The 16474-nt window shown below is 57.8% G+C and carries 15 protein-coding genes; 8 read left to right on the top strand and 7 right to left on the bottom strand.

The window, feature by feature from the left end:
• Positions 1-61: 61 nt before the first annotated feature.
• Complete coding sequence (locus tag NTD86_RS12970; protein ID WP_262202796.1) at positions 62-952, top strand: LysR substrate-binding domain-containing protein; 891 nt, start codon at positions 62-64, stop codon at positions 950-952.
• 54 nt (positions 953-1006) lie between these two features.
• Here the strand turns inward: NTD86_RS12970 and NTD86_RS12965 are convergent, their stop codons facing one another.
• Positions 1007-1849 carry a MinD/ParA family protein gene (locus NTD86_RS12965; RefSeq protein ID WP_262202794.1) on the bottom strand — a complete coding sequence of 281 codons (843 nt, stop codon included), beginning with the start codon at positions 1847-1849 and terminating at the stop codon, positions 1007-1009.
• A 447-nt stretch (positions 1850-2296) separates the two neighbouring features.
• On the opposite strand from NTD86_RS12965, the gene NTD86_RS12960 reads away from it, so the two are divergent.
• The gene (locus tag NTD86_RS12960; RefSeq protein ID WP_262202793.1) at positions 2297-3268 is read left to right on the top strand and encodes an AraC family transcriptional regulator; all 972 of its coding nucleotides are present in this window, start codon (positions 2297-2299) and stop codon (positions 3266-3268) included.
• A 651-nt stretch (positions 3269-3919) separates the two neighbouring features.
• Here NTD86_RS12960 and NTD86_RS12955 read toward each other — a convergent pair.
• On the bottom strand, positions 3920-4669 hold the full coding sequence (locus NTD86_RS12955; RefSeq protein WP_262202791.1) for a class I SAM-dependent methyltransferase: 750 nt from the start codon (positions 4667-4669) through the stop codon (positions 3920-3922).
• Between the two features lie 272 nt (positions 4670-4941).
• On the opposite strand from NTD86_RS12955, the gene NTD86_RS12950 reads away from it, so the two are divergent.
• Genes NTD86_RS12950 through NTD86_RS12940 form a run of 3 tightly spaced genes read left to right on the top strand, consistent with a single transcriptional unit; the run spans position 4942 to position 7849 of the window.
• A complete protein-coding gene (locus NTD86_RS12950; RefSeq protein ID WP_262202789.1) occupies positions 4942-6561 on the top strand; it encodes an FAD-binding protein in 1620 nt (539 codons plus the stop codon).
• Entirely contained in the window at positions 6558-6884 is a 327-nt protein-coding gene (locus tag NTD86_RS12945; RefSeq protein ID WP_262202787.1) for a ferredoxin family protein, read from the top strand. Before NTD86_RS12950 ends, NTD86_RS12945 begins: the two co-directional genes overlap by 4 nt.
• 2 nt (positions 6885-6886) lie before the next feature.
• Positions 6887-7849 (top strand): ABC transporter substrate-binding protein, encoded by a 963-nt coding sequence (locus NTD86_RS12940; RefSeq protein ID WP_262202786.1) that lies wholly within the window; start codon positions 6887-6889, stop codon positions 7847-7849.
• Between the two features lie 98 nt (positions 7850-7947).
• On the opposite strand, the gene NTD86_RS12935 is transcribed toward NTD86_RS12940, so the two are convergent.
• The 5 genes from NTD86_RS12935 to NTD86_RS12915 all read right to left on the bottom strand — a co-directional run bounded on the left by NTD86_RS12935 (position 7948) and on the right by NTD86_RS12915 (position 11706).
• Positions 7948-8607: an NAD(P)H-binding protein gene (locus NTD86_RS12935; RefSeq protein WP_262202785.1), complete on the bottom strand. Its 660-nt coding sequence runs from the start codon at positions 8605-8607 to the stop codon at positions 7948-7950.
• A gap of 18 nt (positions 8608-8625) precedes the next feature.
• Positions 8626-9675 (bottom strand): AraC family transcriptional regulator, encoded by a 1050-nt coding sequence (locus NTD86_RS12930; protein WP_262202783.1) that lies wholly within the window; start codon positions 9673-9675, stop codon positions 8626-8628.
• Between the two features lie 35 nt (positions 9676-9710).
• Complete coding sequence (locus NTD86_RS12925) at positions 9711-10532, bottom strand: SDR family NAD(P)-dependent oxidoreductase (RefSeq protein WP_262202781.1); 822 nt, start codon at positions 10530-10532, stop codon at positions 9711-9713.
• A gap of 134 nt (positions 10533-10666) precedes the next feature.
• Positions 10667-11458: a type I methionyl aminopeptidase gene (gene map, locus NTD86_RS12920; protein WP_262202780.1), complete on the bottom strand. Its 792-nt coding sequence runs from the start codon at positions 11456-11458 to the stop codon at positions 10667-10669.
• Complete coding sequence (locus tag NTD86_RS12915) at positions 11455-11706, bottom strand: ParD-like family protein (protein WP_262202778.1); 252 nt, start codon at positions 11704-11706, stop codon at positions 11455-11457. Before NTD86_RS12915 ends, map begins: the two co-directional genes overlap by 4 nt.
• 144 nt (positions 11707-11850) lie before the next feature.
• Here NTD86_RS12915 and NTD86_RS12910 point away from each other — a divergent pair, with 144 nt between their 5' ends.
• The 3 genes from NTD86_RS12910 to NTD86_RS12900 all read left to right on the top strand — a co-directional run bounded on the left by NTD86_RS12910 (position 11851) and on the right by NTD86_RS12900 (position 16457).
• Positions 11851-13572 (top strand): sensor histidine kinase, encoded by a 1722-nt coding sequence (locus NTD86_RS12910; RefSeq protein WP_262202776.1) that lies wholly within the window; start codon positions 11851-11853, stop codon positions 13570-13572.
• A gap of 60 nt (positions 13573-13632) precedes the next feature.
• Positions 13633-14940 (top strand): sigma-54-dependent transcriptional regulator, encoded by a 1308-nt coding sequence (locus NTD86_RS12905; RefSeq protein WP_262202774.1) that lies wholly within the window; start codon positions 13633-13635, stop codon positions 14938-14940.
• 203 nt (positions 14941-15143) lie between these two features.
• A complete protein-coding gene (locus NTD86_RS12900) occupies positions 15144-16457 on the top strand; it encodes an ABC transporter substrate-binding protein (protein ID WP_262202771.1) in 1314 nt (437 codons plus the stop codon).
• Positions 16458-16474 lie beyond the last annotated feature (17 nt).

The raw sequence follows: 16474 nt of genomic DNA, 5'->3' as shown, positions 1-16474 counted from the left end.
CGAAACTTCAGTTTTTGCATACCTGCTGTTAAATAAACTAATAGCTCGGACAGTAACCGCCATGTTGGACAACCGTTTACCGCCCCTCAACGCGGTGCGAGCCTTTGATGCCGCCGCTCGTCTGGGCAGTTACGTCGAGGCTTCCAAAGCCCTGCACGTGACACAGCCAGCCATCGGCCGGCATGTAAAGCTGTTGGAGGAGTGGCTGGGGGTGCAGTTGTTCGAGCGCACTTCCCGCGGCGTGGTTTTGACGGTGGCGGGCGAGAAGTACCACCGCAAGGTCGCCACCGCATTGCAACTGTTGATCGACGCCGGCAAAGAGGTGCGCCCCAGGACCGCCGAACGCTGGTTGCGGATCAAAGTGGTACCGGGATTTGCCAAGCGCTGGTTGATGCCGCGAATCGAGGCCATGCGCCATTTACAGCCAGGATTGAAGTTTGTCATCGACCCTGACTCGACGTTTACCGAGGTGGATGGCCGGAGCGCTGATCTCGGGATTGTCTATGGTGTGGACGGCCAATACACGCATTCACGGGTGATATTGAATTGTCCGCGGGTCTTTCCCGTGTGTACGCCGGGGTATCTGGCAAGTATTGATCCGATTCAATGCCCGGCAGATTTGGTGAAGCACCATCTGATCCATGTCGATGACGGCGAATGGTGGAACCTGTGGTTCAGGGCCCATGGCCTGGATTTTAAGCTCAGTTCGGACATGCTTTACGTCAATAACGATCACGCGCTGTCGGTGGCCGAGAGTGGTCAGGGGATTGCACTCGCCAATGAAGTGCTGGTGCACGAAGAACTCGCTGCGGGCCTTCTGGTACGGGCTGTCGACGCGCAAGCCAAGCTTGAAAGCTATCGGGTGCTCACACCGTCTGCCGAGTTGTCACCGGATGTGATGTGGTTCGTCGAATGGCTAAAAACAGAGCTGGAAAAACAGTTCGGCCGCTGAGCCCTCTTGCATGCTTGCAGCGATTGGAGTTTGCATGACAGAAAATGAGAGCTATCATCGAAGCGTCTTTGTGCCATGATGTTGTGGTGCCATGATCAAGCTGTCGGTGAAAAATTCGATATGCCCTCTGGGCGTTGTAGGTAGTGGCCATTTGCTAACTTTGCAGGCAATAGCCTCAAGTTCTCGAGAAAATTTTGAGCGCGGTGAAAAGTCATAGGCTGCGCGTCTTTTATGGGAGGCGTAACGAACAGCTAAATCCTCGGGTAGATTGCCAACATACATCAATGACACCTCTGCGCTGTTGGCGGTGAGGGCAAGCAGTTTGTTGAATGCATCGAGGCCCTCCATCGGGCTGTAAGTTCGGTTGGATATGACCCTGAATCGTCTGATGTTGTAGTGATTATTCAATGTTCGAATAAGTGCATAGGTATTGAGAATTGACGCGGGTTCGTTACAGAGGACCATCACGACTTCATGGGCGGCTCTGGTAAAGTTTAAGACCGAACTGTTTGCGCCGGAGGCTGTGTCCACAATCAAGACATCCAGATCGCGTTGTATCTCGTTGAATGAATTGATAATTCCGGCGTGATGGGCAGTTTGAAGATTTAATGCAGCGCTTGAAAACGGGTCACCCAGTATCAAGTTGATGCCTCTGGGGCCAGGGTGCAGAAGTTCTTTTAATGAGCATTTGCCCTCGAGTAAATCGGCGAGTGTTCTTTGCGGTCTGATATTCAACAGTGTATCGATGCAAGGCAGTTCCAAATTGCCGTCCAGCAAGACCACCCTTTGCCCTGACATGGCGAGGGCAACGGATAAATTAATGGCCAGCGTGCTCTTGCCGGTGCCTCCTTTGCCGCCGGTTATTGCAATGACCTGAACGCAGTGCCTGTTTGTCATGGAGGTGGCGCCATCCCTAGCGGTTGTATGAAGCGTTAACCGGTTTGGTTATAACTTCAGCCTGATTTTGTATAGGCTTTTTGTGTCTACGAATGACCCCGTGTCGCCGGTCAGTGCAAAGCGGGTTGCTCTCAATACGGCGGTGGTGCGAGAGCATTGTAATGAGCGTATTTTTTTATAAGCCCATAACCAGCCACGTTTTTTTTTATGATTTTTCATGGGTTAATACTGTGTGGGTATTTTAGAGACTTGCGGTGTTATTTTATTCTCACATGTGTCTGAGTTATTAATAAGTGTCCTCTGAGGCTAATAGGATGTCCTGAAGCGCAAGCGCATTGACTCATTCTTGTGACAAGATTAATTCTATATGGTCAGTTTTTGTGCGTGATTTTGCGTGTCTGATGAGGCAGCACTTGCCCGTGCTTAATGTGTTCCATGGATAGATGAATGTACAGAATTCGAAAGTCATATGTTTACTTGCTCGGTCGAGCGCTGGGGACTGTTTATAAGTCCAGTGAAACATTTCATGATTATGTCGATGATACTGAATTTGTTGATATTGAATCGGTATACGAATGGTTGACTAATCTTTCAGTCACCTCCGGGGACCCGGATCTGGGGCTAAGGGCATACAGGAATATGCACCCGGCCATGCTGGGAGCCTTGGGCTATGCGGTCATGTCATGTGCAACATTGGGGGGCGCCATCGAACGCTTGGTCAATTATTACCCCTTGATCAGCAGTGGTTCATTGCTGAAGCTGGAACTGCATGACCATATTTTAAAAATTGTCAGTATTGAAGTGACCAAAAAAGTACCCCGGGTGTTTATCGATGCCGGGTTTTCGATTTTACTGGGGCTTATTCGCTGGTTAGTGCCACATTATTATGTCGTACCGCTGGGGGTCGAATTTGTCTACGCCCCTCCCGATGAAAGGGATGGCCTGGAAGTGGTATTTGGACGGAATTTGAAGTTTTCGGCCGGTCACAATGTGTTGGTCTTTCCCAAGGATGTCTATAACTACCCGCTGATTACCGCGTCACCTAAGCTGGACAGGCTGCATGCAGAATTCCTTAAAATCCAGTTAGAGTCGTCCCCCACCGGTTTCGTATCATCCAAAATAAGAAGAGCCATTGCTGAAAGTCTGGCGCGGGGTGTTGTGCCAACGCTTGATTCAATTGCGGATGCTCTCAAGGTCAGCAAAAGAACCTTGCAGTATTCGTTGAGAAATGAAGGACTTAGTTTTTCTATGGTGTATAACGATGTCAGGCAGGCATTGGCGCATGATTACTTGCGGCATTCGGTTTATAGCATTAAATATATATCTGCAACCTTGGGCTTTAGTGATCAAAGTAGTTTTTACAAGGCGTCCTTGAGATGGTTTGGGATGACGCCTCAGAGTTACAGGGATTTAAGTTGATGAAATAGTAAGGCGAAAATTTTCAGCAGTTGTCTTTGTTTTAGTGTGTTGCATTTCTGCTAAAACAAAAGAGTGAAATTTATTTTTAAAAAGTCTAACGGTTTTTGGTTTGGGCGTGTGCTCAGGCTAAGAATCTGCCCTCTGTATGGTCTTTCGTAGGCTGTAGCGCGTTTTGTTTTTGGCGTCAAAAAATTGATTGCCTGTCGCATTTGCAATCGTATGTTTCGCAGTGACGCTAACCAATGCCTGGACATGTGTTCTATAACATGACGTCTGCGTCGCTAATCTGTTGAATTATTTCTGTATGGATGTTGTTTCTTTATTGTCACTGGGCGTTGATGTGCTGTTGTTAAATGCGACCTATGTTGTGCTTTAGGTAGGGTGTGCGCATATATATTTAACCCGCTGAATGGCAGGGTTGTATCAACACTCTTGTGCAACGCACGTCTCGCAAGTCTCCGTATGGAATATAGATACGCTCTATTCTTCGGCGTAGAAAACAGGCTCGCCTAACCTTCGCCAAAAATATTTCTTACATACTTTGGCGAAGAGTCTAAAGACTGGGGGGGCACTGATAGCCTTTTAATACTGGCATCTTCCCATAGGCTCTTGGAGAAAATCCTGACTATTTCTATCGGAAATCGCTTGGCTTCAGGATGGCTTGGTGACTGCCAGCAACAGAAAGGGCGGTCGTCTCAGTGCGTCTACCAGTGATGGCCGCTCATCAAGGGCCTGTGCCAGAGGCTTCGGTTCACCGAGATGGTCCAACTGAAACCCTGCTGCTAACAAGGTGTTGACGTAGGTTTGCAGCGTGCGATGAAACTTGGTGACGTTCTCGACAAACCAGGTGCTGTGGCGGACTGTTTCATGTTGGTAGCGGTCGAGCGGCCAATGCAATCGTTCGCCCGACGGTCCGCAGACCCAGCCGCTGGGTTGAGCCGTGCAAAGTGGGTGTTCGACCGAAAAAACGAATCTCCCACCGGGTACCAGGCTGGCATACACGCGCTCGACTACCGTCGGGTAATCGTCGATGTAATGCAGCGCCAGTGAAGAAACCACAAGATCAAAGGTTTGCGCGTCGGGTGTGAAATGTTCAATCGACTGATGAAGGTAATAAATGCTCTCGTCGTGGGTCAGGCGTCGGGCCTCGGCCAGCATCTTCTCGGAGACATCCACCGCTGTGACCGCTTGGGCGCCATGACGGCGAGCATAGCGGGCGAAATCACCAAACCCGGCACCCAGGTCCAGAATCCGCAGCCCCTGCAATTCTGGTAACAAGGCGTGGAAGGCCGGGATCTCCAGCACGCCGTTCAGCCCTGAATCCTTTTGGCGCAGGGCCTTGTAGCCTTCAAAAAATACAGGATCGTCATACACGTTTTGGGGAGGAGGCGTTTTTTTCATCGCAACAACCTGTGTGGTTAAGCCGGGGTGCTTGAGGTCAGCACGCGTTCAGCAAAAAATACGCTTTCAGCGCCCAAACGCAAAGTTCGGGCGTGGCTTCAAGGTCCACACGGATTCGTCTGTCCTTGAACTTGCTATAACCAAATAACCATACGATCTTTCTTTTTTAGACTTTTTTCTTTTAATTTTAGAATCAGCTTTGCCATCAACCACCTGACTGAAGTCGGGCCCGTCATCCCTTAAATTCCCCTGTATTCAACAAGGAATTCGATATGTCAGGTGTTGAGGAGCGCGTGGGCGGCCGTGAGTGGCGTGCCGATGTGCTGGTGATTGGTGGTGGGCCTGCAGGCACGTGGGCGGCGATCAGTGCGGCGGCCCAGGGCGCCAATGTGGTGCTGGCAGACAAAGGCTACTGCGGTGCTTCCGGAGCCACGGCGCCATCGGGGACTGCCGTGTGGTATGTCGAGCCAGACCGGCAAAAGCGTGAGGAGGCCAAGGCCAGCCGCTATGCCCGGGGCGGTTATCTGGCCGAGGACGTCTGGATGAACCGCGTTCTCGAGCAAACCTGGACCAACATGCAAACCCTCGCTGACTGGGGTTACCCGTTCCCGCTCGACAGCGACGGCCAGCAACAGCGTATTTCTTTGCAGGGGCCGGAATACATGCGCTTGATGCGCAAGCGGGTGAAGCAGGCCGGTGTGCGGATTCTGGATCACAGCCCGGCATTGCAGCTGCTGACGGACAGCGAAGGGCGCGTGAGCGGTGCGTCCGGTTTCTCACGCCAGAAGCATCTTGAATGGAAGGTCGAAGCTGCCGCAGTGGTGATTGCAACGGGTGGCTGCGCGTTTCTGAGCCGGGCGCTGGGTTGCAACGTACTGACCGGCGACGGGCATTTGATGGCGGCCGAAGTGGGCGCTGATTTTTCCGGCATGGAGTTTTCCAATGCCTACGGCTTGTGCCCAGCCTTTTCGTCGGTGACTAAGTCGGCGCTCTATAAGTGGGCCGTTTTTTATCACGCTGACGGTCGCGTCATGGAGGGCGCGGGTTCTGCGCAGGGCCGTGGCGTGATCGCCAAGGCCCTGCAGACCGAGGCGGTGTTTGCACGGCTGGAAAAGGCCGACGCCACCGTTCAGGCCCAGATGCGCTTGGCGCAACCGAACTTTTTCCTGTCCTTCGATCGCCTTGGCATTGATCCCTTCAAGCAGTTGTTCCCGGTGACCTTGCGCCTGGAGGGCACGGTGCGTGGCACCGGCGGCCTGAGGATTGTGGATGAGCAGTGTGCGACCAGCGTGCCGGGCTTGTACGCGGCAGGCGATGCGGCGACTCGCGAGCTGATCTGCGGCGCTTTCACCGGAGGTGGTAGCCATAACGCGGCGTGGGCGTTGTCGTCCGGCTTCTGGGCGGGCGCCGGGGCAGCGCAGTTTGCTCAAGGCAACCGGCTGGCGGGCAGCATTCATTTGCGCGCCCAGGGCAGGGCGGGTTTGCTCGATGCTCGTGGGCAGCGCATGGATTCTGGCGCGTTGATCAAGGCGGTGCAGGACGAAGTGTTTCCGTATCAACGCAATTGGTTCCGCCATGGTGATGACTTGCAGGCCTCGCTTGGTCGGCTCGACACGCTGTGGCAGCAGGCTCGCCAGGCGGCCCCGGCAGCGGATCGGGAAGAGACCCTGCGCCTGCGTGAAGCCACGGCCATGCTGGCGGTTTCGCGCTGGATGTACCGCAGTGCGCTGGAGCGCACTGAGTCCCGTGGCATGCATCGGCGCAGCGACTATGCGGGCACCGACGTCGCGCAACGTCATCGGGTGCTCAGTGGCGGCCTGGATGATGTCTGGACCGGGCATCAGCACCTTGAACCAGTGGTCGAGCACCTGCTCAGAGGGCAGGCGGCATGATTGAACTGATAGATCCCCAGCGTTGCACGGGCTGCAATATCTGCGTGCTGGCATGCCCGACCAATGTCTTCGCCACGGTGCCGGGAGAGGCGCCGCTGATCGCGCGGCAGAACGATTGCCAGACCTGCTTCATGTGCGAGGTTTACTGCCCGGAAGATGCTTTGTTTGTCGCGCCGTATGCTGACCGCCTGGCCACCCCTGTCGAGCTCGCCGAGCAGACAGGGCAATGGCTGGGCAGTTACCGCAGCGCGGTCGGCTGGGGCAAAGGGCGGGCTTCTACTGCAAGCGATGACCAGAGTTACCATTTGTTAGGAAAGTATTGATCATGAACGGATTCAATCGTCGGCAGTTTCTTGGGGCCGGGCTTGGTGCTGCCGCCATGCTCGCGTTGCCAGGGCGCCTACTGGCCGCCAACGACGCGAAGCGCACCCTGCGCCTGGGCTACGTCGGTTCTACCACGGTGCCTACCGGACCGTCCGGCTGGGCGCTGCATCAGGGCATAACGCAACAGCATCTGCAGACGCTGGGCTTCGATGACATCAGCACCTACGTGTTCGTCAATGGCCCGGAACTCAATGAAGCCTTGCTCTCCGGTGCTATCGATGTCGGCACCTACGGCGATACCCCAGCCATGGTGTGCTACGCCATGAGCCAGGCCAGTCGCTTGCTCAGTATCGATGCAGTCGGGATGAACGCATGGCTGGTCACTCCCAAGGGCGGAGTGGGCTCTGTTGCTGAACTCAAAGGCAAAGTGGTCGCTGTCCCGCTGGGGTCATACATGCACCGCTACCTGATCGGTACCTTGCACGAGGCGGGCATTCTCAAAGACACCAAAATCGTTGCGCTGGCGGCGCGGGACTCAGAGGCCGCGCTGGCTCGCGGCGACATTGCCGCCTACGCGGCGCAGAGCGAGCTGGGGCCAACGCTGTTGAGCAATGGCTACCCGTTGATCGATCAGGCCACGGATCATCCGCACCTTCGCGGGTGCACAGTGACCGTTGCCAGTCAGAAGTTGTTGAAGCAGGTGCCAGGCTTCACCGATGCCTGGCTGGCCGCACGGCGCGAGTCGGTAGCGCAGATCACGGCCGACTGGCCGGCTTATTTCAGTTTCCACGCCCAGGCGTCCAAGTACTCCCAGGCGGCGATTGAAGCGACCTATACCGGGAATGAATTTCAGCTGGAGCCTCTGTCCCCGGTCGGCCTTGAATTGTTGAGTGGTTCCAAGCAGTTCTTGCTCGAACAACGCCTGATCCGCCGTGATTTCGATATCAACGAGTGGAAGGTCTAACCCACCGGCCTAATCAACTGTATCAGCGAGCTTGCCTCGCGATCTTTTAACCGATCGCGAGGCAAGCTCGCACCGACACAGACACACATGTGATTGATTCAGCGCTTTACCAGTGCCCGGATATCCGCTGTTTCGAGGATGGTTTTCGGCGCGCCATGGCGGACCACTTCGAGCATTGCCAGGCCGATTTCTTCGGTCGATAGCACGTACTTGGGCAGCAGTTTGCGAGCAATCGACAGCAATGGCCCGGTCAGCACATAGAACGCGTTGTACATCGGCGTCTTCGAGCGTGCACCGTGCAGAGGCTGGATAACCCCTGGGCGAAACATGTAGGCGGCCTTGAACGGCAACTCGAGCAGGTCAGTTTCGGTGCGCCGTTTAACCCGAGCCCACATGGCCGACTGGCTGCCGGTGCCCGCCCCCGAAACATAGGTATAGGTCAGTTGCGAATTGAGGCGCGAGAGCACCTGACCCGCCGCCAGCGGGATGTCATGGTTGATGCGCGAATACCCGGCCTCATCCATGCCCACCGCCGAGGCGCCGAGGCAGAAAAAGCAGGCGTCAAACCCCGTCAGCAGGTCTTCAATGGCCGAGTAGTCGAGCAGGTCGGCATGCACCAGAGTGCGCAGCTTGGGGTGGGTCACTTCGCTGTCGGAACGGCCGATACTGAGGATATGAGTCACATCCTCAGCCGCCAGCGCCTCGCGCAATACCCCTTGGCCGACCATGCCGGAGGCACCAAAAATGATTATTTTCATGACAGTTGACCGTGAGTGTTAATGGGTTAAAGGCGACATGGGCTGTGGGGCTTGCAGGGCGCGCCATCGTGCTGGCGTCGTACCTTCCCATGAGCGAAACGCCCGATAAAACGAATTGGTGTCTTCGTAGCCGAGCAGGCAGGCAATTTCTTCGATTTCGATCGAAGGCTCGCTGAGCAGATGGCGTACCACCTCCTGGCGGGTCTCAAGCGTCAGTTGCCGAAAACTGGTGCCGTCTTCGGTGATCCGCCGCTGCAAGGTGCGCTCGCTCATGCCCAGTTCCCGTGCCACATCGACCAGTTCCGGGCGACCACTGGCGAGGATGCGCTTGAGCGCGGCCTTGACTTGCAGGCTGATGCTGGCCGAGGCCGTGGCTTCAGCCAGAGCGGCGTTCAGAGCCGGATTGAGCATGTCCAGCAGCTCCGGGTTATGGCCTGGAAACGGGCGATCCAGATCCGCTACATCCAGTAGCAAGGCGTCGCGTTCGGCGCCATAACCCACCGGGCAGCCGAAAAACTCGCTCAGTGCGCTGCTGCCATCGTCCGGGCGGGCCAATTCGACCTTGCGCGGCGTAATGTGCGCGCGGGCTCCCTGGCGTCCCAACACCACGAAGGTGGCAAAAGCCGCGTCGACCAACAGGTTGGGCGGCAGCTCGGGGGTGTGCAGCCAGTCAATGGTGACGGTGCAAGTCTGGCCATCCTCTTTAACCAACAGGCGTTCCGGGGTGCACAGTTGTTTGAAGCGCGCCAGCCGGTGCAGGCCGTCCCGGTAATCACGGGCGATAAAGGCGGCAAAGCTGGACGGCGGCAGGGTGGCGAAATCCAGCCGGCTTACCATCTGCACTGCGGCGGCCGGGTCAGGGTTGAGGTCCTGCATGGCCTGCCACAGGCGAAAGAATTCTTGAGTGCTCACCTGGCGGCGATCACGCAGTTCAGGAATACACAATGTGACGGGGAGCCGTGCCTGACGCAACACCACTGCTGGCTCCAGGCCTATCAGTTTCAAGCCTTGCCAAAAGGCATCCGGCACATTGAAACGTGAGGCGATGGGGCGGCTTGCGTCAGACATGGGGGCTCCTTTATTTCAGATCAATCAGGGATGGCTCAGTTAGAAGCCGACACGCTGAGGTCGTGCCACTTCTTGTCCGACTCGGCCAGGTCTTGCGCGGCCTTGGCGGCGTACTGCACGGCATCGCTGCCGATCAGCAGGCGCAGGGGAGCGTCGTCTTTCAGGGCCAGTTCCAGGACAATTTCCGCCACACGGGCAGGGCGGGTCGGCAAGATGCCCGGGGAGTTGAGCAACTCGGCCAGAGCGCCGACCGATTGTTTGTAAGGCTCGCTGATCGGCGGGATGGTCATCGACGGGCCTGCCCAGTCGGTCTGCATGCCGCCCGGCTCCAGCACGGTCACCTTGATGCCCAGTGGTGTGACTTCCTGCGCCAGCACCGTGGAGAATCCACCGACGGCCCACTTCGCACTCTGGTAAGCGCCCAGGCCGGCCATGCCGATGCGACCGCCCAGCGACGAGACCTGGAAGATATGGCCGCTGCCCTGGCGACGCAGCACCGGCACGACGGCCTTGCTCACATACACCACGCCATAGAAGTTGGTGTCGATTTGCGCCCGGAAGTCTTCCAGGGTCACATCTTCGACCGCCGCCAGGTCACCATAACCGGCGTTGTTGACCACCACATCCAGGCGGCCGAAATGTTTGACGGCGGCCTCAACCGCTTGCTCCACCTGCTCGCTGTTGGTGACGTCCAGTGCCAGCGGATAGATCGCATCGCCAAACTCAGCCACCAGATCATCCAGTTGCTGCGGCTTGCGGGCAGTGGCTACAACGCGGTCTCCGGCACGCAGGGCGGCCACGGTAATGGAGCGACCGAGGCCACGGGAACTGCCAGTGATAAACCAGATCTTGGACATTCGAACACCTCTTCGTTTGAAACCGCTGAAACACATGCCTCAGCGCCTTGGACAAATAATGGTCGACTGGTCGCGCATACACACTAGCAATAAGGCGCCAAGTGGCTTGCAAAAGGCGCCATTGTTTTTGTAGCTCATGTTATAGGTGCAAACCCTGTGACCCTATCGGGCCACGGACTGAGCACTTCAAAACCGTTATCCGTCACCGCGACCATGTGTTCCCACTGGGCAGAGAGCGACAGATCCTTGGTGACCACGGTCCACTGGTCAGCGAGGGTTTTGACATGCCGCTTGCCCGCATTGAGCATCGGTTCGACGGTGAAGATCATCCCGGCCTTGAGCTTCAAGCCGTGGCCCGGATAACCGTAGTGCAAAATTTGCGGTTCGTCATGGTAGACCTTGCCAATGCCATGGCCGCAGTACTCGCGCACCACGCTAAAGCCTTCTTTCTCGGCCACTGTCTGGATCGCGTGGCCAATGTCGCCCAGGGTTGCACCGGGGCGGACCTGACGAATACCGGCGCACATGGCTTCATAGGTTGTCTCGACCAGATGCCGGGCTTGCGGGCTGGGTTCGCCCACGTAGTACATGCGGCTGGTGTCGCCGTACCAGCCGTCCTTCACCACGGCGATGTCGATGTTGACGATGTCACCATCGTGCAGCACACGGCCCGACGGAATGCCGTGGCAGACCACCTCATTGACTGACGTGCACACGGTTTTCGGGAAACCGTGGTAGCCGACATTGCCAGGAATGGCCTTTTGCACATTGACGATGTAGTCATGGCAGATCTTGTCGAGCTGATCGGTGGTCACCCCTGCCTTGACGTGCGGGGTGATCATCGCCAGCACGTCGGCCGCCAGCATGCCCGCGGCCTTGGATTGTGCGATTTGTTGCGGTGTGTTGATGACCACATGCGCTCTCATTGACGGGCCACTGCAGCGGCCTGGGCCGAGTCAGCCAACTGGCACAGCTGCTTCAAGTCCAGGCCGCCCTCCAGCTCGGCGCGAATCAACAAGCGACTGATCTGGTTGTGATCAAGGTCCGGGTACAGCTCCGTCAACATGCCGATACGCATCCAGTGCTCCGCTTGCGCGTTGATCGAGCGACTGAGTGCGTTGCTGGCGATGCGCAGGTTTTCGTGCATGGCGTCTGAGATTTTTACAATGCCCATTAAATGACTCGATATGGAATATATATGGAATGTAAGTGAAACGTATATTAGGCGAAGCGCGACGAAAACTGCAACACGCAGTCATGGACAGGCCCAAGGGTCGATCCCTATGCTGGGGCCATTACAAAAACAATCAAGAACACCATGAATCCCGACTCTCCCTTCCATGTGTTATTGCAGTGGCTTGCGCGGCCGCACCGAAGTCTGGTGGCGCGCTACACCTTGCTGTCCGTTGTGGTCATGAGTGTGGCGCTGATCACCCTGGCGATTTTCTACGAGCAATTGGCCAAGGACCTGCTCAATCGCCTGACCGGCGAACGGCTGGATGCGCAAGCGTTGTCGACGGCCAACCGCCTGTCATCCTTTCTCGATGACCGCTTCTACCAGCTCTCGGCCTTGTCCAATCACCCCAACATGCCTGAATTCATCGTCGATCAATCGCGACTGATCAGCGACGTCGATTCCCTGCTCAAGCTGGAAGGGGATCTGCCCTTCATGTATGGCGTGCTGTTTTTTGATGAACAGGACCGCCTGATCAAAGTGCTGCCGGGTCAGTCGGCCTCGGGTGAGCCGTACTGGGGCCATGAACATTGGTCCATCAGCGGTTTGCCTGTGCAATGGGTCGGTGATGTGGAGGTGATCGGCCCGTTGTTGCCCAAGGCGGGCGGTTCGGGCAGCTTTTTGATCCGCAAGAGCATCCGCATCGGGCGCACCAACCAGAAGGTACGCATTGCCTTGCACTTGCGTCTTGCCTCGCTGAGCGAATTGCTGGTCAGCGCGGGCATGGGCGGTGTGGTGGCGCCGCTGTTACGGGTGCCCGGTGGTGCGTTCATCGACCCCACCGGGCGCCCGGTCAAGGCGCCGGGGCAATGGCACGAAGGGCCGATGATTTTGCCCGGCTGGCAACTGGTCTTTAGTGTCGAACCGGGGGCCATCCTCAAGCCCCTGAACGATGCGCGCTGGTGGCTGTACTGGGTAGCCGCAGGGTTTATCGCCTTTATCCTCATTGTGTTTTTTACCCTGTCGCGGCAACTGCGTGCGCGGGTCAGCACCTTGTTGCAGGGCGCCCACCAACTGTCCATGGGCGACTTGAGCTATCGCCTTGCACTACAGCCCAAAGACGATGAAATCAGCCATGTGGCCCGCGCTTTTAACGTCATGGCCGAGCGTCTGGCGCAGGTCATGGACCAGACTGTGCGTAGCGAAAACCTCGCCGTACTGGGCACCTTCGCCACCGGCGTGGCCCATGAAGTGCGCAACCCGCTGGCTACGATGAAAACAACAGTGCAGGCCTTGCTGCGCCGCGAGCAAGAACCCGAGCGGCGGCATTTGCTGAGCGATTTGGTCAAAGAAATCGACCGTCTGTCCCGGGTCACGAATGATTTGCTGGAGTACGGTCGCCCGCATCCACCCAAGCCGGGCGTGGTGTCGGTCGCGAATTTGTTCGAGCACACCGCGGCGATAGTGGCGCCGCAACTGCAAGCACGCAGCCAGCAACTGGTGTGCGAATCGGCAGGGGATTTGCGCATTGTGGTCGACCCGGACCAGGCCCGGCAGGTGTTGCTCAACCTCTGCCTGAATGCCGCACAGGCCAGCCCGGAGGGCGGCGTGGTGCGCCTGTGTGCCGAGACCGGGCAAGGGCGGGGGCGGGTGCTGATCATTGATCAGGGCTGCGGTATTTCGCCTGAGCATCTGGAGCAGATTCGCCAGCCCTTTTTCACCCTTAAACCTCAGGGGACGGGCCTTGGGCTGAGCATCAGCCAACAACTGCTGGAAGCCAACGGCGCATGGATGCAGATTGTCAGTCGCGTGGGTGAGGGCACCCAAGTGACCCTGGATTTCCCGGCTGTCACTCGGTTTCTCTAGCCGCCGGTGGGTTCTGTCAGCGGCTGGCGTTCAATATGAATAAGACAAAGTGAGTCACAGATGTCCGATGTTCACGTGTTAATTGTCGACGATGAAGAAGCGCTGGTGCGTTCGCTCAGCTATGCCTTGCGCGGGGAGGGCATGCGTATCAGCACCGCCAACAGTGGCGAGGCTGCGTTGCAACAGCCCCTGGATGACATCGACATCGTGTTGCTGGACCTGGGCTTGCCGGGCATTGACGGCATGACCACGCTGGACGGCTTGCGCCAGCGCAGCCCGCACCTGCCGGTGATCATGATTTCGGCCCACGGTGACACCCGGGCTGCAGTACAGGCGGTCAAGGGCGGTGCCACCGACTACCTGACCAAACCTTTTGAGCTGGATGACCTGCTCGCCACCATCAGCAGCACCCTGGCACTGGATACCCCGGTGGAGCCGGTCGCGGGGCTGCAAGGACAAAGCGTGGCAATGACTGCGCTGCATGCGGCGGTGCAACGGATCGCCCGCAGTTCGGCCACGCGGATTCTGTTATTGGGCGAGTCCGGGACCGGTAAGACCCTGGTTGCTCAGGCGTTGCACACGTACAGCTCACGAGCTGCCAGTGCCTTTATCGAAGTCAACTGCGCCGCCTTGCCCGAGCAGTTGATCGAGGCCGAGCTGTTCGGCTCCGAGAAGGGCGCCTACACCGGCGCTCATCAAAAGCGCGCCGGGCTGGTCAGCCAGGCCAACGGCGGCACGTTGTTTCTCGACGAAATCGGCGAGTTGCCCCTGAGCCTGCAAGCCAAGCTGTTGCACTTTCTGGAAAACGGCAACTACCGCGCCGTAGGCGCCAACCAGGCCAGCAGTGCCGACGTGCGCGTGGTGGCGGCGACCAACCGGGACCTGGCCGACGATGTGCGGCTGGGGCGGTTTCGTGAAGACCTGTTTTACCGTTTGAACGTGATCACCGTCGAGATCCCGGCCTTGCGTGAGCGGGGTGAAGACGTGCTGTTGCTGGCCCAGCATTTTGCCCAGCGCCAGGCGCTTGAAGAGGGGGTCAGCCCGATCCAGTTCTTGCCGGACTGCATGGCGGCGCTGCGTCGCCATCGCTGGCCCGGCAACGTACGCGAACTGAAAAACCTGGTGGAGCGCCTGACCATTCTGTCGCCAGGGCAGGGCATCAGCGCAGCGATGCTGCCCATGCCCTTGCAAGGGCAAGAGGTGCAACCTACCCACGTGCTGGGCGATCAGCTCGAACGTGCCGAGCGCGAGCTGGTGACCGATGCACTCAACCGCTCGGCGGGCCACAAAGGCCTGGCCGCGCAATTGCTGGGTATCTCCCGGCATGCGCTAAAACGCCGCCTGCAACGGCTGGGTATTGAGCGCTAAGCGCTCACACCCGCGCGCAGGTTGAGCGCAAACCGCTCAACACCCCCGCAAATCCTGTAGGAGCGAGCTTGCCTAGCGATCTTTTGACCCTTTAAAAGATCGCGAGGCAAGCTCGCTCCTACTCGTTATTCACCTTGGCACAGCCCTTGCTCTGTCCCTTTCCAGACTCCAACAAGAGGCGTTTGCAACGCCCAAAGGAATGTATGTCCACGATGCGTCAATGGGCTTATGGCCTCCTGGCCCTGAGCACTCTGCTTGTCAGCCCCTTGTCCAGCGCCAATGTCGGACGGCTGGAGCTGGGCGTGCCGGCCGCAGACGCCGACCTGACCATGGGCTGTCTGTACCCGATGACCGAGCGTGCGGCCATTTACGGTCACGACAGCATCATCGGCATCCAGGTCGCCCTCAACGAATTGCAGGCCCGGCGCGTGGCCGGCGAACCTGTGCCGCGCTTGCGGGTGATTGTCGATGACGACCAGTCCAAGGCGTCCTACGGGGTCAGCCTGGCCAAGAGCTTTATCCACAAGGACGGCGTACAGGTGCTGTGCGGCATGGTCTCGTCCGGGGTGGCGCTGGCCGTCAGCCAACTGGCCCGGCAAGAAAAAGTCTTGATGATCGGTACCGATCACGCCTCCTCGCGCATGACCCTGGAAAACGGCCACCCCTACTATTTTCGCGTGACCAATGACACCTGGACTTCCATGGCGGCAGGTGCGCGTTACCTGCAAGCCTTGCAGAAAAAAACCGGCTGGAAGCGCCTGGCTTTTATTGGCCCCGATTACGAGTATGGCCATGTGTCCCGCGATGACTTGCACGAAGCCCTGAATCAGTTGGGCGTGAAGTTCGATGACGTCATTGAGCTGTGGCCGCGTTTGTATGAGCCGGATTACTCGCCCTACATCACCGCGTTGGAACAGGCCAAACCGGACATCATCGTGTCGGCCATCTGGGGCGGCGATTTTCATGCTTTCGTCAAACAGGCCGCCGGCAGCCGCTTGCTGGAAACCTCGCGGCTGGCGAACTTTGATACCGGAGCCAACTACGACTTTCTGGTGTCGCTGGGCAACAAGGCACCCACCGGCCTGATCCTCTCGGCACGCCATCACAACAATTGGCCAGACACGGCGCGTAACCGCTCGTTTGTCGAACGCTTTCACCAGTTGAGCGGGCGCTATCCAACTTACGCGGCCCAAGGCGCCTACAGCGGCGTGATGGTGATGGCCAAAGCTTTTGAGCAGACCGGCGGGGTGACCGACACCCAGGCGCTGATCCGCGCACTCGAAGGGTTGGAGATTGCCCTGCCGGAAGACCCGCCGGGCAGCTTTTCGCGTATCGACCCGGTGACCCATCAAATCCAGCAGAGCCAAGCCGTTGGCACGCCGGTCAGCAATACCGATTACCTGCCTGCCCAACTGATGCTGGGTGATTGGTCGGTGTATTCGGCGCAAGAGCTACAGCTCGACAGCGCCACTTTGAAGCGGCGTCTGGCCGCACGTAAACCCGTTGCCGAGCCTTAGCGGCTCGTCCCTCCAGC

It is taken from the genome of Pseudomonas sp. 7P_10.2_Bac1 (assembly GCF_025465935.1).
Classification (GTDB): domain Bacteria; phylum Pseudomonadota; class Gammaproteobacteria; order Pseudomonadales; family Pseudomonadaceae; genus Aquipseudomonas.
The sequence above is the reverse complement of the archived record's forward strand: the minus strand, read 5'-3'. Positions and strand labels throughout refer to the sequence as shown.